At 68.8% G+C, this 22,030-nt stretch carries 22 protein-coding genes, 1 tRNA gene and 1 pseudogene; 17 read left to right on the plus strand and 7 right to left on the minus strand.

Features of this window, described 5'->3' with window-relative positions; genetic code table 11:
• Positions 1-55 precede the first annotated feature (55 nt).
• Positions 56-1,279, plus strand: a complete 1,224-nt coding sequence (locus ABZV40_RS38595; RefSeq protein WP_355453657.1) for a GNAT family N-acetyltransferase — start codon at positions 56-58, stop codon at positions 1,277-1,279.
• A 45-nt stretch (positions 1,280-1,324) separates the two neighbouring features.
• Here the strand turns inward: ABZV40_RS38595 and aceE are convergent, their stop codons facing one another.
• Positions 1,325-4,084: a pyruvate dehydrogenase (acetyl-transferring), homodimeric type gene (gene aceE, locus ABZV40_RS38600; protein WP_355453660.1), complete on the minus strand. Its 2,760-nt coding sequence runs from the start codon at positions 4,082-4,084 to the stop codon at positions 1,325-1,327.
• A gap of 320 nt (positions 4,085-4,404) precedes the next feature.
• On the opposite strand from aceE, the gene ABZV40_RS38605 reads away from it, so the two are divergent.
• The 3 genes from ABZV40_RS38605 (at position 4,405) to ABZV40_RS38615 (ending at position 5,490) form a co-directional block, all read left to right on the plus strand.
• Entirely contained in the window at positions 4,405-4,836 is a 432-nt protein-coding gene (locus tag ABZV40_RS38605; RefSeq protein WP_355453663.1) for a DUF3052 domain-containing protein, read from the plus strand.
• A gap of 81 nt (positions 4,837-4,917) precedes the next feature.
• Positions 4,918-5,382, plus strand: coding sequence for a peroxiredoxin (locus ABZV40_RS38610; RefSeq protein WP_355453666.1), 465 nt, complete (start codon positions 4,918-4,920; stop codon positions 5,380-5,382).
• Positions 5,383-5,418: 36 nt separating this feature from the next.
• Positions 5,419-5,490 (plus strand) — tRNA-Val (locus ABZV40_RS38615).
• A gap of 161 nt (positions 5,491-5,651) precedes the next feature.
• Here the strand turns inward: ABZV40_RS38615 and ABZV40_RS38620 are convergent.
• The gene (locus tag ABZV40_RS38620; RefSeq protein ID WP_355453668.1) at positions 5,652-6,173 is read right to left on the minus strand and encodes a GNAT family N-acetyltransferase; all 522 of its coding nucleotides are present in this window, start codon (positions 6,171-6,173) and stop codon (positions 5,652-5,654) included.
• A 139-nt stretch (positions 6,174-6,312) separates the two neighbouring features.
• On the opposite strand from ABZV40_RS38620, the gene ABZV40_RS38625 reads away from it, so the two are divergent.
• The 7 genes from ABZV40_RS38625 to ABZV40_RS38655 all read left to right on the plus strand — a co-directional run bounded on the left by ABZV40_RS38625 (position 6,313) and on the right by ABZV40_RS38655 (position 12,178).
• Positions 6,313-6,696 (plus strand): hypothetical protein, encoded by a 384-nt coding sequence (locus tag ABZV40_RS38625; RefSeq protein WP_355453671.1) that lies wholly within the window; start codon positions 6,313-6,315, stop codon positions 6,694-6,696.
• Between the two features lie 34 nt (positions 6,697-6,730).
• A complete protein-coding gene (locus tag ABZV40_RS38630) occupies positions 6,731-7,930 on the plus strand; it encodes a cytochrome P450 (RefSeq protein WP_355453674.1) in 1,200 nt (399 codons plus the stop codon).
• 3 nt (positions 7,931-7,933) lie between these two features.
• A complete protein-coding gene (locus ABZV40_RS38635) occupies positions 7,934-8,449 on the plus strand; it encodes a GNAT family N-acetyltransferase (protein WP_355453677.1) in 516 nt (171 codons plus the stop codon).
• A 77-nt stretch (positions 8,450-8,526) separates the two neighbouring features.
• Entirely contained in the window at positions 8,527-8,820 is a 294-nt protein-coding gene (locus tag ABZV40_RS38640; protein WP_355453680.1) for a hypothetical protein, read from the plus strand.
• 9 nt (positions 8,821-8,829) lie between these two features.
• Positions 8,830-9,855: a saccharopine dehydrogenase NADP-binding domain-containing protein gene (locus tag ABZV40_RS38645; protein ID WP_355453683.1), complete on the plus strand. Its 1,026-nt coding sequence runs from the start codon at positions 8,830-8,832 to the stop codon at positions 9,853-9,855.
• 67 nt (positions 9,856-9,922) lie between these two features.
• Positions 9,923-11,716, plus strand: coding sequence for an ABC transporter ATP-binding protein (locus tag ABZV40_RS38650; RefSeq protein ID WP_355453686.1), 1,794 nt, complete (start codon positions 9,923-9,925; stop codon positions 11,714-11,716).
• A gap of 9 nt (positions 11,717-11,725) precedes the next feature.
• Positions 11,726-12,178, plus strand: coding sequence for a MarR family transcriptional regulator (locus tag ABZV40_RS38655; RefSeq protein WP_355453689.1), 453 nt, complete (start codon positions 11,726-11,728; stop codon positions 12,176-12,178).
• Here ABZV40_RS38655 and lipA read toward each other — a convergent pair whose 3' ends face one another.
• From lipA to ABZV40_RS38670, 3 genes are all read right to left on the minus strand, one after another.
• A complete protein-coding gene (lipA, locus tag ABZV40_RS38660; protein WP_355453692.1) occupies positions 12,179-13,180 on the minus strand; it encodes a lipoyl synthase in 1,002 nt (333 codons plus the stop codon).
• A gap of 232 nt (positions 13,181-13,412) precedes the next feature.
• Positions 13,413-14,303, minus strand: coding sequence for an oxidoreductase (locus ABZV40_RS38665; protein WP_355453693.1), 891 nt, complete (start codon positions 14,301-14,303; stop codon positions 13,413-13,415).
• Positions 14,300-14,608, minus strand: a complete 309-nt coding sequence (locus tag ABZV40_RS38670; RefSeq protein ID WP_355453696.1) for a hypothetical protein — start codon at positions 14,606-14,608, stop codon at positions 14,300-14,302. Before ABZV40_RS38670 ends, ABZV40_RS38665 begins: the two co-directional genes overlap by 4 nt.
• Before the next feature lie 89 nt (positions 14,609-14,697).
• Between ABZV40_RS38670 and ABZV40_RS38675 the strand changes: the two genes are divergently transcribed.
• The 3 genes from ABZV40_RS38675 to ABZV40_RS38685 all read left to right on the plus strand — a co-directional run bounded on the left by ABZV40_RS38675 (position 14,698) and on the right by ABZV40_RS38685 (position 16,864).
• On the plus strand, positions 14,698-15,288 hold the full coding sequence (locus ABZV40_RS38675; protein ID WP_355453699.1) for a TetR/AcrR family transcriptional regulator: 591 nt from the start codon (positions 14,698-14,700) through the stop codon (positions 15,286-15,288).
• Positions 15,289-15,354: 66 nt separating this feature from the next.
• Positions 15,355-16,035 (plus strand): SDR family oxidoreductase, encoded by a 681-nt coding sequence (locus ABZV40_RS38680; protein WP_355453701.1) that lies wholly within the window; start codon positions 15,355-15,357, stop codon positions 16,033-16,035.
• A gap of 223 nt (positions 16,036-16,258) precedes the next feature.
• The gene (locus ABZV40_RS38685; protein ID WP_355453704.1) at positions 16,259-16,864 is read left to right on the plus strand and encodes a response regulator transcription factor; all 606 of its coding nucleotides are present in this window, start codon (positions 16,259-16,261) and stop codon (positions 16,862-16,864) included.
• Positions 16,865-17,018: 154 nt separating this feature from the next.
• Here ABZV40_RS38685 and ABZV40_RS38690 read toward each other — a convergent pair whose 3' ends face one another.
• On the minus strand, positions 17,019-17,942 hold the full coding sequence (locus ABZV40_RS38690; protein WP_355453707.1) for a histidine kinase: 924 nt from the start codon (positions 17,940-17,942) through the stop codon (positions 17,019-17,021).
• A gap of 505 nt (positions 17,943-18,447) precedes the next feature.
• Here ABZV40_RS38690 and ABZV40_RS38695 point away from each other — a divergent pair.
• The 3 genes and pseudogenes from ABZV40_RS38695 (at position 18,448) to ilvN (ending at position 21,270) form a co-directional block, all read left to right on the plus strand.
• Entirely contained in the window at positions 18,448-19,263 is an 816-nt protein-coding gene (locus ABZV40_RS38695; RefSeq protein WP_355453710.1) for an AfsR/SARP family transcriptional regulator, read from the plus strand.
• A 28-nt stretch (positions 19,264-19,291) separates the two neighbouring features.
• Positions 19,292-21,004, plus strand: a pseudogene (locus tag ABZV40_RS38700) (acetolactate synthase large subunit); the annotation flags it as partial.
• Positions 21,004-21,270 carry an acetolactate synthase small subunit gene (gene ilvN, locus ABZV40_RS38705; RefSeq protein ID WP_355453713.1) on the plus strand — a complete coding sequence of 89 codons (267 nt, stop codon included), beginning with the start codon at positions 21,004-21,006 and terminating at the stop codon, positions 21,268-21,270. The pseudogene ABZV40_RS38700 and the gene ilvN, both read left to right, overlap by 1 nt.
• A gap of 60 nt (positions 21,271-21,330) precedes the next feature.
• Here ilvN and ABZV40_RS38710 read toward each other — a convergent pair whose 3' ends face one another.
• Entirely contained in the window at positions 21,331-21,819 is a 489-nt protein-coding gene (locus tag ABZV40_RS38710) for an SRPBCC family protein (protein ID WP_355453716.1), read from the minus strand.
• Between the last annotated feature and the right edge of the window lie 211 nt (positions 21,820-22,030).

The following is a 22,030-nucleotide window of genomic DNA, read 5'->3' on the forward strand; positions in this document are numbered from 1 at the left end:
TATCGGCTGCGATATATCAATCGTCAGCAGGTGTCAGGCGTGGTCCGATGGCCCGGTGCGTCTTGAGCAGTACAGCTACTTCGCCCTGAAGAGCCACACCGTCTCGGAGACCGAGATGGCGAGGCGTCTCGGTCTCGAACCCGACGACGCCGTCCTGTGGGGCAGCAGGCACCCCGACCGCGACGTGCCGCGGGTGCACACGTGGAAGATCGTCCGGCGCAGCGACGAGACCGTCGACCAACAGATCCAGCACCTGGTCGACCGGCTGCTGCCCGTGCGCGACGAACTGGTGCGTCTCGCCGCCGACCCCGACATCGACGCCGTCATGCAGGTGATGCGCTACTTCAACGACGACGGCGCGGCTTACGCGCAGCGGGCTCCTGCCGGGTTGCGCCTTCCACCGCAGACCGCGGCCTTCCTCGCCGACGTCGGCGCCTGGCTCGACTTCGACGAGTACGACTTCGTCGACCCGCCCGACGAGCCGTTGCGCCGGATCAGCACCGGACTGCTGGAGAGCATGGAGCAGAACTTCGCCGCACGCGCCTGCCACCTGCACCGGCATCTCGAGGAGGCGACCGTCGAGGACACCGGGGACCTGCTGATCGCGGACAGCGGCCTGGACGACGACACGTTCAACGTCGTCGCCGCGGCGAGGTTCACCGAGGAGAACGCGAAGGCGCGCATCGCGGAGGCGGTGAGCGCGGTCAACGCGACCGGGCGGCCGTTCTCGTGGTGGGTCGGGCCCGCCTCCACCCCGGCCGATCTCGGGCCGCTGCTGACGCGGTCAGGTGTGCCGAGGACCGAGACCTCGGCGGCGATGTGGGTGGACCTCTCCGACGCCGCCGTGCCCGCGCCGGGCGTCGAGGGGCTGGAGATCCGGCAGGTCACCACCGAGGCGGAGCTCGCGGACCACGCGGAGGTCCTGGCCGCGAACTGGTATCCGCCCGCCGCCGCGGTTCGCCGGTTCTACGCCGATGTGGCGAAGCACGCGTTGGACAGTCAAGCCCGCTACCTCGTCGGGTACGTGGACGGGCGTGCGGTGTGCACGGCGGAGGTGTTCCGGCACGCGGGTGTCGCGGGGATCTACAACATCGCGACGCTCGTCTCGGACCGTCGGCGTGGCTATGGCGGTGCGATCACGTTGGCCGCGTTGCACACCGCACGGGCCGAGGGCTGCCGCATTGCCGTTCTGCAGGCCTCTGTGGAAGGCGAACCCGTCTACCGGCGCCTCGGGTTCACCATCGCCGGTCAGTTCACCGAGTACGCCCTCAGGAGCTGAAAAGGGCCGCCCCGCGCGTGCGGGACGGCCCTTCGAGCGAGCTGACTACGCGAGGCCCGCGTCCGACGTGGACGGGCCGGCCGCCTGCACGTCGTCGATGCGGTACTTGCGGGCCGCCTCGACGACCTTGTCCTGGCCGATCTCGCCGCGCTTGGCCAGGGCGGCCAGAGTGGCGACGACGACGGACTCCGCGTCCACCAGGAAGTGGCGGCGGGCGGCCGGGCGGGTGTCGGAGAAGCCGAAGCCGTCCGTGCCCAGGGTCGTCATGTCGGTCGGGACGTACGGGCGGATCAGGTCCGGGATCGCCGACATCCAGTCGGAGACGGCGACGACCGGGCCCTGGACGTTCTGCAGCGCCTGCGTCACGTACGGCACGCGCGGCTCGGCGTCCGGGTGCAGCAGGTTGTGGCGGTCGGTGTCGACCGCGTCGCGGCGCAGCTCCGAGTACGACGTGGCGGACCACACGTCCGCGGAGACGCCCCACTCGTCGGCCAGCAGCTGCTGGGCCTTCAGCGCCCACGGGAGGCCCACGCCGGAGCCGAGGATCTGCGCACGCGGACCACCGGTCCGCGGGCCGTCCTGGTACTTGTAGAGGCCCCGCAGGAGGCCTTCCACGTCCAGGTTCTCCGGCTCGGCCGGCTGGACGTACGGCTCGTTGTAGACGGTGATGTAGTAGAAGACGTTTTCGGCGTTCTCGCCGTACATCCTCCGCAGACCGTCCTTGACGATGTGCGCCACCTCGAACGACCACGCCGGGTCGTAGGCGACCACGGCCGGGTTCGTGTGCGCCAGCAGCAGCGAGTGGCCGTCGGCGTGCTGCAGGCCCTCACCGGTCAGCGTGGTGCGGCCCGCGGTGGCACCGAGCACGAAGCCGCGCGCCATCTGGTCCGCCGCCGCCCACAGGCCGTCACCCGTGCGCTGGAAGCCGAACATCGAGTAGAAGATGTAGATCGGGATCATCGGCTCGCCCTGCGTCGCGTAGGACGTGCCGACCGCCGTGAACGACGCCGTGGAACCCGCCTCGTTGATGCCCTCGTGCAGGATCTGGCCCTGCTCGGACTCCTTGTAGGCGAGCATCAGGTTGGCGTCCACCGAGGTGTACGCCTGGCCGTTCGGGTTGTAGATCTTCTGCGTCGGGAACATGGAGTCCATGCCGAACGTGCGCGCCTCGTCCGGGATGATCGGGACGATGCGCGGGCCGATCTCCGGGTCCTTCGCGAGGTCGCGGACGAGCCGGACGAACGCCATCGTCGTGGCGACCTCCTGCTTGCCCGAGCCGCGGCGGATGCCCTCGTAGACCTTGTCGCCCGGCAGCACGAGCGCCTTGGACTTCGTGCGGCGCTCCGGTACGAAACCACCCAGCTGACGGCGGCGCTCCAGCATGTACTGGATCTCCGGCGAGTCCTGGCCGGGGTGGTAGTACGGCGGCAGGTACGGGTCGGCCTCGAGCTGCGCGTCCGAGATCGGGATGCGCAGGCTGTCCCGGAAGCCCTTGAGGTCGTCCAGGGTCATCTTCTTCATCTGGTGCGTCGCGTTGCGGGCCGCGAAGTGCGGGCCGAGCGAGTAGCCCTTGATGGTCTTGGCGAGGATGACGGTCGGCTGGCCGACGGTCTCGGTGGCCGCCTTGTACGCCGCGTAGACCTTGCGGTAGTCGTGGCCGCCGCGCTTGAGGTTCCACACCTCGTCGTCGCTCATCTGCTCGACGAGCGCCTTCGTGCGCGGGTCGCGACCGAAGAAGTGCTCCTTGATGTACGCGCCGTCGTTCGCCTTGTAGGTCTGGTAGTCACCGTCGGGCGTGGCGTTCATCAGGTTGACCAGTGCGCCGTCGCGGTCGGCGTGCAGCAGCGCGTCCCACTCGCGGCCCCAGACGACCTTGATCACGTTCCAGCCGGCACCCCGGAAGAACGACTCCAGCTCCTGGATGATCTTGCCGTTGCCGCGCACCGGGCCGTCGAGGCGCTGCAGGTTGCAGTTGACGACGAACGTGAGGTTGTCGAGCTGCTCGTTCGCGGCGAGCTGCAGCAGGCCGCGCGACTCCGGCTCGTCCATCTCGCCGTCGCCGAGGAACGCCCACACGTGCTGGTCGGTGGTGTCCTTGAAGCCGCGGTCGCGCAGGTAGCGGTTGAACCGCGCCTGGTAGATCGCGTTCATCGGGCCGATGCCCATGGAGACGGTGGGGAACTCCCAGAAGTCCGGCATCAGGCGCGGGTGCGGGTACGAGGGCAGTCCGCCACCCGGACCGGCGTGCGAGTACTCCTGGCGGAAGCCGTCGAGCTGGTGCTCGGACAGGCGCCCCTCCAGGAAGGCGCGGGCGTAGACACCGGGGGAGGCGTGGCCCTGGATGAAGACCTGGTCGCCACCACCGGGGTGGTTCTTGCCGCGGAAGAAGTGGTTGAAGCCGACCTCGTAGAGCGAGGCGCTGGACGCGTACGTCGAGATGTGGCCACCGACACCCACGCCCGGCCGCTGCGCGCGGTGCACCGTCATCGCGGCGTTCCACCGGATCCAGGCGCGGTAGCGGCGCTCCACCTCCTCGTCACCGGGGAACCACGGCTCCCGCTCGGTGGGGATGGTGTTGACGTAGTCCGTGCTGGTCAGCGCGGGCATGCCGACGTGGTTCTCACGGGCACGCTCCAACAGGCGCAGCATCAGGTAACGGGCGCGCTGCTGGCCACCGCCCTTGAGCACCTCGTCGAACGACTCAAGCCACTCGGACGTCTCTTCGGGGTCGATGTCCGGCAGGTGTGCGGCCAGACCGTCACGAATGACACGCACCCGCTCGGGGCCGGTGTTCTGCGGGCTCAAGGTGTCTCCTCGGCTTCGTTGGCGGTACCTCGCGATGGCCCGGAAACCGTGCCACGCGCTCCTATCGTTGTCCTTGCGCGACGACTTCGTCACCGCTACTGATCGGTAGTTCTGGATCGTGTCGCTCACGCGCGCGCGATAAGAGGTATGTAGAGCGTGCCTCATGGCAGTCTGGGGATCTTCACAGGGGTCCCTGTTACGGCGTGTCACGTGGTCAACAGTTGCGCCGGAGGTAGCCGACAGTGTTCGCTAGCGCGAGTAACGGACTCTGGCGGCAGTCTTAGGGCTGTCGCTCTTGCGTAGTTGGAGGAGTGAAAACCGTGGTCGCCGCGGAAGACGCCGGCAAGGTCGGCGTCGCCGAGAAGCTCGGGATCGAACCGGGCATGGTCGTCCAAGAGCTCGGCTGGGACGAGGATGTCGACGACAACCTCCGTGCCGCCGTCGAGGAGCAGATCGGAGGCGACCTCCTCGACGAGGACGCCGACGAGACGGTGAGCGTCGTCCTGCTCTGGTGGCGAGAGGACGACGGCGACCTGGTCGACGCTCTGCTCGAGGCCACCGGTGTGCTCGCCGAGGACGGCGTGATCTGGGTTCTCACCCCGAAGACCGGCCGCCCCGGCCACGTGGAGCCCTCGGACATCGCCGAGGCCGTGCCCACCGCGGGCCTGTCGCAGACGTCGAACATCAGCGTGGCCGACGACTGGGCCGGCACGCGCCTGGTGTGGCCGAAATCCGCCAAGGCCAAGCGCTGACGGCTGCCGGGCTGACATAGGGTTGATCCACGGGCGTCGTGTTCCGCCCGTGGGTTCGTCTTGGTCAACCGGAGGGGTTTCATGGCGGTCGAGGTCGGTTCGGAAGCTCCGGACTTCACGCTCAACGACTACAACAAGCAGCCTGTGACGTTGTCGTCGTTCCGCGGCTCGAAGAACGTGCTCCTGGTCTTCTACCCGTTCGCGTTCAGCGGCATCTGCAACGGCGAGCTCTGCCAGCTGCGCGACGAGCTCGCGACCTACGAGGACGAGGACGTCCAGGTGCTCGGCGTGTCGGTCGACACCCCGTTCACCCTGAAGGCGTGGGCGAACCAGGAGGGCTACCAGTTCCCGCTGCTGTCCGACTTCTGGCCGCACGGCGCGGTCGCCCAGGCCTACGGCGTGTTCAACGAGACCGCGGGCATGGCGCTGCGGGGCACGTTCCTGATCGACACCGCCGGTGTCGTCCGGTTCGCGGAGGTCAACGCGCCGGGTGAGGCCCGCGATCAGGAAGCCTGGAAGAAGGCCGTAGCCTCTCTCAAGGCATGATGTAGCTGTACCCCTGCGCTTGCGGGTGCAGGGTCGGGGCGTGTAGCTCAGCGGAAGAGCACTCGGTTTACACCCGAGCGGTCGCAGGTTCGATCCCTGTCGCGCCCATTCCGCTCTGGGCGAGGTGTGTCGACGGAAAGCGTCGACCGCCTCGCTCCATTGTGTTTTCTGGGGGTGCAACCCCCAGACCCCGCCCGGCGGGCTCCGCCCCCGGACCCCCGGTTCGGCCTCGCTTCGCTCGGCCGTCCGGGTCAGAGGCGGTGCTGACATCAGTGGTTGACATCAGTCGGGGTCTGCAAGCTCCGGCCGTTGGCCGTCGTCGAAGTGTCGAGGACGTGCGCGAGGAGCATGGTGGCCGGGCCGAAGCCGGCTCGCTGGTAGAAGCGCACTGAGCGTTCACTGGGTGACAGGACGATGCGGGCGCAGTTGCGGGCGCGTGCGTACGCGACGGTCGCGTCGAGCAGGGCGGTCCCGATGCCGCGGTTGCGGTGGTCGGCGAGTACGAACGCGTTGCCGAGGTACGCCCATCGGCTGGCCGGCCGTCCCGGTTTGGGCATCCGTTCGAACAGGGCGAGGTTCATCATGCCGATGGCCTTGCCGCCGAGTTCGGCCACGAACGCCGCCCGGCGTGGTGCCTCTGCCGCGTACCACTGGGCGAAGCATTCCTCGAAGTCGTCGTCATCGAGCGGATGTCCCGCCTGTTCTTCGGACCATGCCCGCCGCAGTGTTGCCAGCGCCGTGGTGTCGTGCTCACCGGCCAGTCGGATCGAAACGGTGCATGGGGACGTCATGGCTCGATCTTCCAAGAGATATCACGGTGTGTGGTGGCGGGAACACCCGTCAAGAGCTGGAGCGGGTCGCGTTCGTGCCGTATTTTGTACGCGTTTGTCGGGGACGTTTGGGCCCGCCTCCTCCGAAGGACGACTACTGGTGAAGCGCAAGGGCAAGGCCTCCCGGCCCGTCTCGACCACCGTCACGCAGGAGCAGGTCAAGCTGCTTGCACTGGTGGAGCAGGGTGGTGCGCACCGCGGTGCCACGAGCTGGTACCTGGAGCACCGGCCGGCCAAGCAGTGGGACGCCGAGGACCTGGAGGTCCTGCAGCAGCGGGGCTGGATCACGTGGGAGCGGCCGGAGCGGGCCATGGACCACGGGATGGCGGCTCCCGTCGACATCACGCCGGAGGGCCGGGCGGCGTTGCAGCACCACCTGCCGGGGTGGGTGCACGGGCGCAAGGCCATCGCCGCGCCGCCGCCCCGGATGCCCGCGGTGGAGACGATCAAGGTGCTCGACGCGCTGCAGCGGTGGTCGGGGTAGAAACGGTGGCGGGACTCTTCTGAGGGGCGGGGCCATGTCGGAGCTGCTGACCGGCGGCGATTTGCGGGCGCGTGACCATCATCGGATCGAGGACGACGCGCGAGCAGCAGGGCCGTTGCACGATGCGACGCGGCCTGACGGTGTTCGCGTTCAGGTGGTCACGGTTGGGTTGGAGGCGGCCCGCAAGCTGCTCGCGGACAGGCGGCTCTCCAAGGACAGCGACGCGTTGCAGCGTGAGATCAAACGTCAGCTGGCCGCGCTGGGCAGCACGCAGACCGATCTCGCCGGGATGTTCGGGCCGAGCATGCTCAACAGCGACAACCCGAAGCACGCACGGTTGCGCGCGCTCGCGGTCAAGGCGTTCAACGCCGAGGCGGTGCAGCAGCTCGCGCCCCGCATCGAGGGGATCACCGGGGAGCTGATCGACGGGCTGCCGCTCGGCGAGGAGATCGACCTCGTCCGTGCGCTGGCCGTGCCGATGCCGCTGCACGTCATCGGCGAGGTGCTCGGCGTCCCGGCACGCGATCGCGCCGGGGTGCGCGCGTTGATCGAGACGATGATGTCGATGGACCCCGAGGTGTCGCAGCCGGCGAGTGACGCGTTGGGCGGGTACTTCCACGGCCTGCTCACGGGAGATGAGCTCGACGAGAGCTCGTTGTTCGGGAGGTTGGTGGCGGCCGACGACGATGGCGACCGGCTGAGTCACGACGAGCTCATGGCGATGGCGTTCCTTCTCGTCGTGGCGGGCCATGAGACGACGGCCGGCCTCATCACGAACGTCGTGCACGACGCGTTGGACAACGGGCTGTGGGAGAAGGTCGCCGCCGATCCCGGGCTGGTGCCGGTGCTCGTCGAGGAGACGCTGCGGCACAACAACCCGGTGCGCAACTCCACGCATCGCATCACGACCGAGCCGTTGGAGATCGACGGCGTCGCGGTGCCCGAGAACACGCTGCTGGTGATCAACCTCGGCTCCGCCGGGCGCTGTCCGGTCGCGCACGAGGACGCGGCGCGGTACCGGATCGACCGGGCCACGACGGGGCACGTGGCGTTCGGGCACGGGCCGCACTTCTGCCTCGGGAGCGGGCTCGCGCGGCTGGAGACGGAGATCGTGCTGCGCGAGCTCACGAGCCGGTTCCCGCGCACCTCCTACGCGGGCGACGAACAGCCCGCCGTGACGGAGAACGACATCATGGCGAGCTCCAAAACCCTTCCCGTCGTGTTGCGGCGCTGACCTGTGCCCAACCGCGTGGAGATCACCCGAGGGGGACCGGAGCACGTCGACACGGCCGCGCTCATCTGGGCGCACGGCGTGGCGGTGAGGGACGGCTACGACGAGGTTCCGTCGCTTGAGGAGATGCGTCCCGGCATCGAGTACGCGCTCGCGAACGAGCCGTCGCTGTTCCTGCTGGCGTTCGACGACGGCGTTGCGGTGGGTTTCCTGGCGGGCGGTCCACACAGGACGGGTCCACAGACGACCGCTTACGTCAACTACGTCGGCGTGCATCCCGGCGCGTGGGGCAGGGGAGTGGGCGAGGCGTTGCTGCGGGCGCTGCCGGATGCGTTGACAGAACGCGGTTACACCGACGCCGAGTTGATGGTCTTCGTCGACAACGTACGGGGCGTGCGCCTTTACGAACGGCTCGGATGGATCAAGGTCGGCGATCCGGCGCCGGATCCGGCCAGCGGCCGAGTGGAGCAGCGCTACTCGTTCTCCGCGGCACCACGCGCAACGGGGCGTGAGAGCGTTTAGCGGGGGATTAGGGGATCAACCCCAATGCGTCTGACCAGGGCTATCCCCGAGTCCATTTGAGACGTAACTTTTGTTTCATGTCAGTGCGCACCTTCGCCGTGGTGGTCGGTATCGCGTTCTTGCTCGGCGGGGGTGCGATCCTGCTCGTGATGCTGGCCGTCGAGGCACCCAGCGGAACGCTCGTCCCGTGCGGCAACGGTCTGGGGCTCGGTTTCGACGAGCCCGCGGCCTCCGCGGTCAGTCCGGCCTATGTGGACATCTGTGCCGATTTGAGGCATCGCCGGCTGCTCTGGGCGTTGCCCGTGCTCGGGGTGGGCGCACTACTGCTGATCGGCTCTTTGGTCGCTTCCCGCAACCCTACTCGCCGGTAAGGTCGCGCCATGACGTGGATGGTCTACGGTGCCAACGGTTACACCGGGCGCCTCATCGCGGAGCTCGCGGTCAAGCGCGGGGAACGCCCGATCCTGGCGGGGCGTTCCGCCGAGAAGGTCGAACCGGTCGCGGCCGCCCTGGGGCTGGAGCACCGTGCGTTCGACCTGAGCCGGGCGAGTGCTCACCTGGAGGACGTCGAGGCCGTCGTGCACTGCGCGGGCCCGTTCGCGCACACCTCGGCCGCGATGGTCGACGCCTGCCTGAAGACGCGCACGCACTATCTGGACATCACGGGTGAGATCGACGTCTTCGAGTCCATCGGCCAACGGGACATCGACGCGCGCAAGGCCGGCATCGTGCTGTTGCCCGGCGCCGGGTTCGACGTCGTCCCTACGGACTGTCTCGCCGCTCTGCTGTCCAAAGCCCTGCCCACCGCCACGCACCTCGACCTCGCGTTCGCCGCCGGGGGAGGGGCGAGCGCCGGCACGGCGAAGACGTCGGTCGAGGCCTCCGCCGCGGGTGGCCGGATCCGCGAGAACGGCGAGCTGAAGAGCGTCCGCATCGGACATCGCCGCCGCACCGCCCACTTCCGGTCCGGACCGCGTGAAGTGGGCAGCATCCCGTGGGGCGACGTGTCGACGGCCTACCGTTCGACCGGTATCCCGAACATCACCACGTTCACGATCGTGCCCGGCGTGGTCGGGCAGCTGCAGCAGGTGTTCGCGCCCGTCCTGCAGGCGCCGCTCGTGCAGAACGTCGCGAAGGCCTTCGCCGGCAAGGTCAAGGGACCCGACGAGCGCAGGCGCGCCAACACCCGCGCCGAGGTGTTCGGCGAGGCGTGGGACGCCGGCACCAGGGTCGAGTGCGCGATCACCACCCCGAACGCCTACAGCCTCACCGCCGACTCCGTGCTGCGCGCCGTCGGCAAGGTCAACGGTGTCAGGCCCGGCTCCCACACGCCGTCCAGCGCGTTCGGTGCCGACTTCGTCAGGGAGCTCGACGGCGTCTTCGTCGGTGAGATCCGGGCCAACTAGTTAACATGAGTTTATAGAAAACTGGTAAATCGACACATTGGGCGCCGGATGTAGTACACATACGTGTATGACTTCTGGGGTGCGTGTTCGTCCTGCGCTCGCGGAGCCCGATGCCGGGGCCGACCCGCCGGTGCCGTTGCGCCGGATCGCCGGGCTGTTCCGGCCGCACCGCGCCGCGCTCGCCGGGTTGTTCGTGCTGCTGGTGGTGCAGGCGGGGCTCGGGGTCGTCGCACCGTTCCTGCTGCGCGCGATCCTCGACGACGCGCTGCCCCGGCGGGATCCGGTCCTGGTCAGCCTGCTGGCCGCCGGGATGATCGTGAGCTCGGTCGGCAGCGCGTCGCTCGGTGTCGCGACGACCGGGCTGTCGAACACCATCGGTCAGAGGGTGATGAACGACCTGAGGGTGTCGGTGTACGGCAGGTTGCAGCGCATGTCCCTCGCGTTCTTCACCCGGACGAAGAGCGGCGAGGTGCTGTCGCGGGTGTTCAACGACATCGGCGGCGTCGACAACGTGATCACCACGACGGCCGGGTCGATCGTGCAGAACGCGACCACCGCGGCCGCCATCGCGACCGCGATCCTGATCCTCGACTGGCAGCTGGCGTTGTTGTGCCTGGTGCTGGTGCCGCTGTTCCTGCTGTTCACGTTCCGGCTGGGCAAGAAGCGCCGGTCGCTCGCCCGCGGCCGCACCCACCGGATGGCACGGCTGACGACGCTGGTCGAGGAGTCGCTGTCGGTCAGCGGCGTGCTGCTGGCGAAGACGATGGGCAACGAGAAGGTGATGCGGGAGAGGTTCGGCGCCGAGTCGCGGGAGATCGCCTCGCTGGAGCGGGGTGCCGCGCTGGCCGGGCGGTGGCAGACCGCGTCCAGGGCGATGAGCCTCACCGTGATCCCCGCGCTGGTGTACTGGGGTGCCGGCCTGCTGCTCACCGGTGGTGCCGCGCCCATCTCGCTGGGCACCGTGGTCGCGTTCACCAGCATGATGAACCGCCTGGTCGCGCCGGCCACCGCGATGCAGTCGGTGGGGCAGAACGTGGCCACGTCGAAGGCGTTGTTCGCGCGGATCTTCGAGGTGCTGGACCTGCCGGTGGAGATCGAGGAACGGCCCGGCGCGAAGGTGCTGGAGGTGCGCGGCGGCACGGTGTCGTTGCAACGCGTGTCGTTCCGGTACGACGAGGACGGGCCGTGGACGTTGCGCGACATCGACCTCGACGTGCCGGCGGGCACCACGACGGCACTGGTGGGCTCGACCGGGTCGGGCAAGACGACGCTGGCCTACCTGGTGGCACGGCTGTACGAGGTGACGGAAGGCCGGATCCTCATCGACGGCACGGACATCCGCGACGTCACGCTCGCGTCGCTGGCGGCGGGCGTCGGCATGGTGTCGCAGGAGACGTACCTGTTCCACGACACGGTCCGGGAGAACCTGAGGTTCGCCAAACCCGGCGCCACCGACGCCGAGCTGGAGGCCGCGGCACGGGCCGCGCACATCCACGACACGATCGCGCGGCTCCCGGACGGCTACGACACCGTCGTCGGGCAGCGCGGGCACCGCTTCTCCGGTGGCGAGAAGCAACGCATCGCCATCGCCCGCGTCCTGCTGCGCAACCCGCCGGTGCTCATCCTCGACGAGGCGACCAGCGCACTCGACACCCGCACCGAACGCGCCGTGCAGGCGGAGCTGGACCGCTTGGCGAAAGGCAGGACGACGCTGACCATCGCGCACCGGCTGTCCACTGTGGAACGCGCGGACCAGATCGCGGTGCTGCACGAGGGACGGCTCGTCGAACGCGGCACGCACCAGGAGCTGCTGGCGCTCAACGGCCGCTACGCGCGTCTCGTGCGAGGAGACGACCACTAATCTGGCGCCATGGCCGACGCAGCACCCGCCCAGACCGACGCCGAACTGGCGCACCTCGCGCGGGTGGTCAGGGAAGGCGTCGGGCGGTTGAACTGGCGGATGCGGGCCGAGTCCGACGGCGACAGTCCCGGCCCGGCCGTGCTGGCCGTGCTGAGCAGACTGATCCGCGCCGGCACGCACACGCCGAAGGAGCTGGCCGAGGCCGAGCGCATCCAGCCCCAGTCGTTGACGAGGATCCTGGCGACCCTCACCGAACGGGGGCTGGTCTCGCGCACCCCGGACCCGGCGGACGGGCGGCGCTACCTGATCGACATCACCCCGGCGGGCATCGGTGTGCTGCGCGAGTACACCGGCAGCCGGGAACGCTGGCTGGCCGGTGCACTCGAACGCGCGCTGACGCCCACCGAACGCCAGTTGCTCGCACTGGCGGCGGAGCTGCTGGTGCGGGTCGCCGACGCGTGATCAGCGAGGCGCGAGCAGGCTCGTGATCTCCTGCGACGCCGAGACCTTCAGCAGGTGCTGGAGGTTCTCCGGCAGGTCCTCGCCGCGCTTCTGCTTCGCCTCGGCGTAGAGGCGGCCGGCGCGGTAGGAGGAGCGGACCAGCGGACCCGCCATGACCCCGAGGAAGCCGATCTTCTCGGCCGTCTCCTTGTGCTCGACGAACTCCTCGGGCTTCACCCAGCGCTCGACCGGGTGGTGCCGCGGCGACGGGCGCAGGTACTGGGTGATGGTGATGATGTCGCAGCCCGCGTCGTGGAGGTCGGCGAGCGCCTCGGTGACCTCGTCCGGGGTCTCGCCCATGCCGAGGATCAGGTTCGACTTGGTGACCAGGCCGAACTCGCGGGCCTTGGTGATCACCTCGAGCGAGCGCTCGTAGCGGAACGCCGGGCGGATGCGCTTGAAGATCCGCGGGACGGTCTCCAGGTTGTGCGCGAGCACCTCGGGGCGGGACTCGAAGACTTCGGCGAGCTGCTCGGGGATCGCGTTGAAGTCCGGGATCAGCAGCTCGACGCCGGTGCCGGGGTTCATCTCGTGGATCTGGCGGACGGTCTCGGCGTACAGCCACGCGCCGCCGTCTTCGAGGTCGTCGCGGGCGACACCCGTGACCGTGGAGTAGCGCAGGCCCATCGCCTGGACCGACTCGGCGACGCGGCGCGGCTCGTCGCGGTCGAGGTCGGCGGGCTTGCCCGTGTCGATCTGGCAGAAGTCGCAGCGCCGGGTGCACTGCTCGCCGCCGATCAGGAACGTGGCCTCGCGGTCTTCCCAGCACTCGTAGATGTTGGGGCAGCCGGCCTCTTCGCAGACCGTGTGCAGGCCTTCGCGCTTGACCAGACCCTTGAGCTCCCGGTACTCGGGGCCCATCTTCGCCCGCGTCTTGATCCACGAGGGCTTCTTCTCGATCGGCGTCTGGCTGTTGCGGACCTCGAGCCGCAGCAGCTTCCGACCCTCAGGTACCACAGTCACCACCTCACCCTACGCTGCGCCCCCGCGTGTCCGGCGTCACGCACGCCCGACCGAGGGCAAGTGCCAGAACCGGGCCCTCGGTGGAGCGTTCGTTGTTCACGATCTGTTGTTCACGCACGGCGCTTCGAGCATGAAGAACGGTGTTGGGCTGAAGATGTTCCCTGCCCGGAGGTGACGACCGGGCCGGCCGGTGCCCTTCCCCCTCCCTCCTGGGAGGGCGCCGGCACCTCAGCTACGGCAGATCCGGCGTGATGCCGGTCAGCTTGATCGTGAGCTCCCACAGGCGGTTCGCGGCGAGGTCGTCCCTGGCCTCCGACGTCATCCGCGCCTTGGCGGGATGGCCGCGGTAGCCGTTGAAGCGGTCCGGGCCGTAGTACTCGCCGCCGCGGGCGTCCGGCGACGTCGCGGCGTAGAGCTGCGGCAGCGCGCCCATCTCGACGGACTGCGAGAACAGGTGGCTGATGCGGCCGCCGATGCGCAGGAACAACGAGTTGTGCGCATCGGCCATGTTGTTGGTCAGCTCGGTGGCCGTCACGCCGGGATGCGCCGCGATGGACGTGACCTCCGGGCAGCGGCGTTCCAGCTCGCGGGCGAACAGGATGTTCGCGAGCTTCGACTGCCCGTACGAGCCGCGGTAGCTGTACGAGCGGTGCTCCCAGTTCGGGTCGTCGAAGTCGATGTGGCCGTACTGGTGCGCGAGCGATGAGACGGTCACGACTCGCGCGCCGGGACGTTGCCGCAGTGCGGGCAGCAGCAGCCACGTCAGGGCGGCGTGGCCCAGGTGGTTGGTGCCGAACTGGCGCTCGAAGCCGTCCGCGGTCTTGCCGTACGGGACGGCCATGATGCCCGCGTTGTTGATCAGGAGGTCCAGTGTCCCGACCTTCTCCGCCGCGGTGCGCACGGAGCTGAGGTCGGCCAGGTCGAGCTGGAGCACCTCGGCCGACCCGCCGACCTTGAGCCGGGCGGCCTCACCGCGTTCGGCGGAGCGGCACGCCATGATCACGTGCGCGCCCTTGGCCGCGAGCACCTGCGCCGTGCGCAGGCCGAGGCCGGAGTTCGCGCCGGTCACGAGGGCGGTGCGGCCGGTCTGGTCAGGGATGTCCGCTTCGGTCCAATGGCTCATGGAGTCATTCCTACCGCCCGGTAACTGCCGAGCGAAAGGTGCGCGTCGAGCACCGCGCGCAGCACGGGCTCCTCAGCGGCCAGTTCGGCGGTGACGGCGTGTTCGTCCACCGGCCCTTCCAGCGCGGCGGACTCCATGCGCGCGGTCAGCTTGTTCTGCCAGCGGTGGTCGAGTGCCAGCAGCAGTTCGTTCAGTGAGGAGAAGACGTCCGGATCCACGATCAGCGGTGCGGACGGGTCGCGGCGGGCGTCACGCAGCACGGCGTCGAGTGCGTCACGGCGGCGGTAGTGGTCTGCCCAGCCCATGGTTCGTACCCCCGGTCTCTCGCATACCTTCGGTATGACACGACCATACCACCGGTACGTACCGCCGGTATGTGAGATACGTTTCGACCGTGCGAACCCGACGCGCCGAGTACTCCGAGTCGACCAGGCAGGCGCTGGTCGACAGTGCGGTCGACCTGTTCACCAAGCGCGGCTACGCCGGGACCTCGCTCGACGAGGTCGTCAAACGCGCCCGCGTGACGAAAGGCGCGCTCTACCACCACTTCAGCGGCAAGCAGGCGTTGTTCGAGGCGGCGTTCGCCCAGGTCGAGACCCAGTCGATCGAGTCGCTCACCGCGGTGGTCACGGCCGAAGGCGACGCCTGGGAGACCGCGGTCGCGGGCCTGCGCGCGTACGTGCGCAAGTGCCTGGAGCCGGAGTACCAGCGGATCATCGTCCACGAGGCGCCGGTGGTGATGGGCTGGGAACGCTGGCGCGAGGCGGAGGAGCACTTCAGCTTCGGTCTGCTCCGCACGGCCGTGCAGCTGCTCGTGGACGCGGGGGAGATCGAGGAAGCGCCCGTGGAGATCATGGCCCGGCTGCTGTTCGGCGCACTGTCCGCGGGGGCCAGCACGATCGCGAGCTCGTCCGACCCGAAGCGCACCGGACGCGAGGTCGAACGCGCGATCCTGCGCGTTCTGGAGGGTTTGCGCAAGAAGTAGTCGAGTCCGTCCCTAGCGGCCGGGCGCAACGTCGATCACCACGCGGAGAACGAGGTGGTCAGCATCATGATCGAACCGGTCAACACGCGCCTGGGACTCGACGGCAAGATCGCTCTGGTCACGTCGGGAACACACGGTCTCGGGCTTGCCGTCGCCGGCAAGCTCTGCGACAACGGCGCCCACGTCATCCTCACCACGTCCCCCGGCGACGTCGACGCCGAACGCGCCATGCTCGTGCTCGGCGGCAAGCCGGGTTCGGCGTCCGTCGCACCGCTGGACCTGCACGACGAGCACGCGGTGCGGTCCCTGCTGGAGCAGGTGAAGCTGGAGCGCGGGCGGCTCGACCTGTTCGTCCACCACGCGGTCTCGCCGGACCTGACGCCGTTGCTGAACGTCGTGGAGCCGCTCGCGAAGGCGTTCGTGGACGGTGGTCGCGTCGTCATCGCCGGCTACACGGTGACGCCTGTGCACGGTGTGATCCGCACGTTGGCACTGGAGATGGCCTGGTACCGGGTGGCGGTGAACGCGGTCGTGACGACCGTGATCGACAACGGCCCGATGAACATCGACCCGGAGATGGTGGACCGGCTCGCGATCAAGAGCCCGTCCGGCCGGGTCACGGTGCCGGAGGACGTGGCGAACGCGGTCGCGCTGTTGTGCACGGAAGAGGCGGCCTGGATCCAGGGTCAGGTGATAACCGTCGACGGGGGACTGGAACTGCTGGAGCGGTGGGGTGAGACGCGGTGAGCGGTTGAGGAGGAGAGCCGCTCGGCTTCCGCTCGTGCGCGGCTGGAGTCGTGTCCATGCGTTAGCGTTCAGTGACTGGGTGCCATCAGCCCATTTATTTTTCGAATTGCGTTTAGCGCATTCGGAGTAGTGAAAGACGTGGTCGGCTCAAATGCTTGTCCCGTGCGGTGACCGAGTGTAAAACTCGGAAAGTTGGCAGGGGGACCCAGCAAGGGGGCCGATGATGATCAGAGTCTTACTCGCCGAGGACGTGCAAATGGTCCGTGGCGCATTGGTTGCGTTGTTGAATCTCGAACCAGACATTGAGGTCGTGGCCTCGGTGGCGACAGGTGACGAAATCGTGCCCGCTGTTGCGAAGAGTCAACCGGACGTCGCCGTCCTCGACATCGACCTGCCGGGTATGGACGGTCTTTCGGCGGCAACGGTCATCCACGACACGGCTCCCGAGACCCGCACCCTGATCCTCACCAGCCTCGGCCGGCCAGGAACCCTGCGCCGCGCGCTCAACGCCCGGGTGAACGGGTTCATCCTCAAGGACGCGCCCATCAACGAGCTCGCGGACGCCATCCGCGGTGTGGCGGTCGGCCGCCGGGTGATCGACTCCCAGCTGGCGCTCTCGGCGTGGGACACCGACGAATGCCCGCTCACGCCGCGCGAGCTGGAGGTCCTGCGGCTGGCGTCCGACGGCGCGGACGCCATGGAGATCGCCGGCAGGCTCTTCCTGTCGGTGGGCACGATCCGCAACTACCTGACGGCGGTGACGGCGAAGCTCGATGCCCGCAACCGCGTCGACGCGGTCCGGATCGCCCGCAAGGCCGGCTGGTTCTGACCCCGGTTCTGGGGTCTGTCCCGACCTCAGGGCGTTGCAACAACGCTTGCGGACGTCCGCAAACGTCTTTTGCATCCGGGCGTGTTTGCGCAGGTCGAGGACCTGCGGCGGCATGGCCGATATATTGGATATTGGTGGTGGTGCGGGGTCTGGGTCAGGTGCCGATCGGGATGGCGGCGTGGACGTGGAAGCGGTCACCGCCGACGTGCCGGGCGACGAACACACCGCCTGCGGCCTGGACGCGCTCGGCCTGGTTGCGGACGCCGTTGCAGTCCGACGAGCTGGGGCGGGCGGTGACGCCGTCGTTCACGACGTCGAGCTTCACCGCGTCGCCGGTCTGGCGGACGGTGATGGCGCAGTTCTCGGCGTCGCTGTGGCGCAGCACGTTGGTCACGGCCTCGCGCAGAACCGTGGCCAGCACCGTTTCGATCTCTTCCGGCAGCGGGTCGTGGTCGAGTTCGACGCGGACGTCGATGTTCGCGGCGGCCAGCATGGTCTTCGCCGAGTGCGAGGTCTCGGACAGCGACAGGCGGCGGTAGCTGCGGGCCAGGGAGCGCACGTCCGCGAGGGCGTTTCCGGCGATGTCCAGCACGTCGCTCAGGTGCGCTTGGGCCTTCTCCGGATGTTCGGCGACGAGCCGGTGGGCGAGCTCGCTCTTCAGCTTGATCGCGCTGAGGCTGTAGCCGAGCAGGTCGTGCAGGTCGCGGGCGACGCGCAGGCGTTCCTGCGCCAGTGCCGCGCCGACGGGCTCGGGTGGTGCGGCGGGGCGGGACGCGATGCCGGAGACGAGCAGGCCCGTCGCGGTCGTGGCGATCAGGGCCTGCAGGGGCGAGGCCGGTGCGGACGTCTGCAGGAGGCTCGTCGCCGTGACGGTCAGGCCGAACACCGTCCAGCCCGCGCCGGTGCCGAGGAGCGCTGGTGCGGTGCCGGCGACCAGGCCCGGCACCGCGGACCACAGGTGGCCGGTCAGCGGGAACGGCAGGAAGACGAGCACGGCCTGGGCCGCCAGCGCGATGCGGCGTCCGGGTGTGGTCAGTTGACCGGATTGGAGCGCCTGCAGTGCGAGAACGAAGGTCAATACGATGAGATATATGGCGGAATGAGTCGTTTCCCGGTCGTGCAGAAGGAGCTGCACCGCATCGGCCAGACAGATGCCCGCCACAACGGCGTGGATGATCCCGCCGGGTCTCGGCGGGCCAGGCGACTCATTCACGATTCCCCCACGGGGGCCGAGTGCGCACCTCTGGCTTCTCGGCGAACCCACGGCAAATGCTAGACGTCGATCCTCCTGTGGATCGGCTTCTGAATCGGTACAGAAGATTGTGTCGCGGTTCCCGATTCGGGCGGATTTCGCTCAAAAGGACCTTTATTTGACGTCCCGGTCACGTCCGGTGCCCGAGTCGTTACCCATGGGGTTTGTTTGGGTGCGTTCGGCCTCGTGAATTTCTCATGCCGCGAGCGGTAGTTCGCCATCTCGGAGTCATGCCGAACTACGTGGCGTTCGATAGCCCAGCTCAGGTGAACTTGATGGCACAACAACCAGCAAGCCGCCGCTGAAACTGGAACTGGGGAGGGCTCCCATCATGGAGATCAAAGTTCTCGGACCGCTGGAGGCCAGGGAGAACGGCATCTCGATCACGCCGAGCGCGGTCAAGCCGCGGCAGGTGCTCTCGCTGCTCGCGTTGCAGGCGGGTCACGTCGTCACCGTGCCCACCCTGATCGAGGAGCTGTGGGGGGTCACACCGCCGAGAAGCGCGCTCACCACACTGCAGACGTACGTGCTCCAGGTTCGCCGCCGCATCGAGGCGGCGCTTCCCGAGGGCAGCGCGGGCGCCGCGAAGAACGTGCTCGTCACCCGCTACGGCGGCTACATGCTCGACGTCGCGCCGGAGTCCATCGACGTGCGCAGCTACGAGCGGCTCGCGACCGCCGGTCAGCGCGCGCTGGAGGTCGGCGACCTCGAGTCCGCGTCCAGGCTGTTGCGGTCGGCCACCGACGTGTGGCGCGGGCCGGTGCTCGTGGACGTGCAGATCGGCGTGCGGCTGGGCATGGAGGTCACGCGGCTGCAGGAGTCGCGGCTCGGCGTGCTGGAGGCGCGGATCGAGGCGGACCTGCGGCTGGGCAAGCACCAGTCGCTGCTGAGCGAGCTGTCCGTGCTGACCGCCCAGCACCCCATGCACGAGAACCTGTGCGCGCAGTACATGCTCGCGCTCTACCGCGCCGGTCGTCAGTGGCGTGCGCTGGAGGCGTACCAGTCGTTGCGCGACACCCTGATCGAGGAGCTCGGCCTGGAGCCTTCGGAGCGGCTGCGCCAGCTGCAGTGCGCGATCCTCAGCTCCGAGCCGTCGCTGAACGGTCCCACGTCCGCACGTCAGCTGGAGCGGCAGCTCGCCGGTTGATCCGCAGCCGATCGGGGAGACCAGAGAAGTGGATACCGTCACCGGTGCGAGCTCGCTGGTCCGCGCGCTCGAGGACGCCGGTTGTGAAGTGATCTTCGGCATTCCCGGCGGGGCCATCCTGCCCGCGTACGACCCGTTGCTGGACTCGGTGAAGATCCGGCACGTGCTCGTGCGGCACGAGCAGGGCGCCGGGCACGCCGCCTCTGGCTACGCGCAGGCGACGGGCAGGGTCGGGGTCTGCGTGGCGACGTCGGGCCCCGGCGCGACGAACCTCGTCACGCCGCTCGCCGACGCCCACATGGACTCCGTGCCGATCGTGGCGATCACCGGCCAGGTCAACAGGTCGATGATCGGCACGGACGCCTTCCAGGAAGCCGACATCCGTTCCATCTCCCTGCCGATCACCAAGCACGCGTTCCAGGTGACCGATCCGGCGGACATCCCCGCGGTGATCGCGGAGGCGTTCGCGCTCGCCGCCGGCGGCAGGCCGGGCCCGGTGCTCGTCGACATCCCCAAGGACGTGCTGGCCGCCACCACCACGTACACCCCGGCACAGCCCGTCGCGATCCCGCGGGTCACGCCCGCGGCCGGCGAGATCCGCCGCGCGGCACAGCTGATCGCCTCCTCCCGCCGGCCGGTGTTCTACATCGGCGGTGGAGTGGTCCGCGCCGGTGCCGCCGCGCAGCTGCGGACGCTGGCCGAACGCACCGGCATCCCGGTCGTCACCACCCTGATGGCCCGCGGCGCGTTCCCCGACTCGCACCACCAGCACCTCGGCATGCCGGGCATGCACGGCACGGTGCCCGCCGTGGCCGCCCTGCAGCAGTCCGACCTGCTGATCGCGCTGGGCACCCGCTTCGACGACCGCGTCACCGGTGTGCTGGAACTGTTCGCCCCCGACGCCGCGGTGATCCACGCCGACATCGACCCCGCCGAGATCTCCAAGAACCGCAAGGCCGACGTGCCGATCGTCGGTGACTGCCGCGACGTGCTCGACTCGCTGAACGCCGCCGTGCGCCAGAGCCCGGAGCTCACCTCCTGGTGGGCACATCTCGACGGCCTGCGCGAACGGTTCCCGCTCGGCTACGACTGGCCCGCGGACGGCAAGCTCGCGCCGCAGCACGTGATCGCACGCATCGGCCAGCTCGTCGGACCCGAGGCGATCTACACGGCGGGCGTCGGCCAGCACCAGATGTGGGCGGCGCAGTTCATCGGCTACGAGCGGCCCGGTTCGTTCATCAACTCCGGTGGCCTGGGCACCATGGGCTTCGCGGTTCCGGCCGCCATGGGCGCGCAGTGCGGCGTGCCCGACCGCGCGGTGTGGGCGATCGACGGTGACGGCTGCTTCCAGATGACCAACCAGGAGCTCGTCACCTGTGCGCTGGAGGGCATCCCCATCAAGGTCGCCGTCATCAACAACGGCAACCTCGGCATGGTCCGCCAGTGGCAGAACCTCTTCTACCGCGGCAGGTACTCCAACACGGGCCTGTCCACGCACGACCGGGTCCCCGACTTCGTCGCACTCGCGCAGGCCCTGGGCTGCGTCGGGTTGCGGTGCACGGAGAAGTCCGAAGTGGACGATGTGATCATCCGTGCGATGGAGGTGCGCGACCGGCCGGTGGTGATCGACTTCGTGGTCGGCGAGGACGCCCAGGTGTGGCCGATGGTGGCCGCGGGAACCGGCAACGACGAGATCATGACCGTGCGGGGCATCAAGCCCCTGTTCGACGAGGACCTGTGATGACCAGACATGTGCTGTCGATGGTGCTCCGCAACGCCCCCGGTGCGCTGGCCAGGGTCGTGGTGCTGTTCTCCAGCCGCGGCGTCGAAGTGGAGTCGCTCAGCCTCGATCCCACCGAGCGCGGCGACGTCTCCCGGATGGACGTGGTGGTGGGGCTGCCGGCCGGACGTTCTCCCGATCAGCTGGTGAAGCAGCTTTCCCGGTTGGTCGACGTGAAAAGCGTCGTGGCGGTGGCCGACCCCGCACGGAACCAGATCGGCGCCTGAGAAGAAGAGGCCCACCGCCCCGAGCCTGCGGGTGGTGGGCCTCTTCGTGTCGCGGCGGGATCACACCTTCGCGGGTGCGTGCTTCAGAACCGCCGTCGCGTACTTGGCGAGCGTGTCGCCGGGGCTGGGGCCGTCCAGCGCACCGAAGATCTGGGCGGCCAGCGGCTGGCCGTGGCGGTCCAGGTCGGCGTGCGTCAGCGTCACCTTCGTGGTGGCGGGGCCCACGGCCTCGAAGTCCACCTTGATGAACGACGCCCTGGTGTCCTCGTGGATCGGCTGCCAGCCGGGGCCGACGCGCCACGTCATCACCAGGCGCTTGGGCGGGTCCCACTCGGTGATCGTGCCCCAGGCGATCTCCTCACCGCCGGCGCCCGTTTCGTAGTAGCGGCCGCCTGCGAAGGGCTCGATGGTGATGGACTGACGGTCCTGCACGAAGACGTGCTTCTCCGGCCACCAGTCGAGCGGGTGCTCCGCGAAGATCGCGAACGCCTGCTCGATCGAGCACTCGACCGTGACGGACTTGGCGACATCGGGAGTTGCCTCCGACATGAGCCCTCCAGGTGTGATGGACAAATCGGGCTCAGCATCACCGAAACCGCTGCACGGCAACTAGAAGCGCCCTCGAACCAGTGGTGACGTGGATGAAGGCGCCCTTGACCCACACCAGGTGGAGCAAGGAGCCCTTCATCCACCGTCACGGCCACCTCGCGCGACAACCAACCGCCAGGGCACAACCCCACCTTCCGCACCACACCACGAG

It is taken from the genome of Lentzea sp. NPDC004782 (assembly GCF_040609115.1).
Lineage (GTDB): Bacteria > Actinomycetota > Actinomycetes > Mycobacteriales > Pseudonocardiaceae > Lentzea.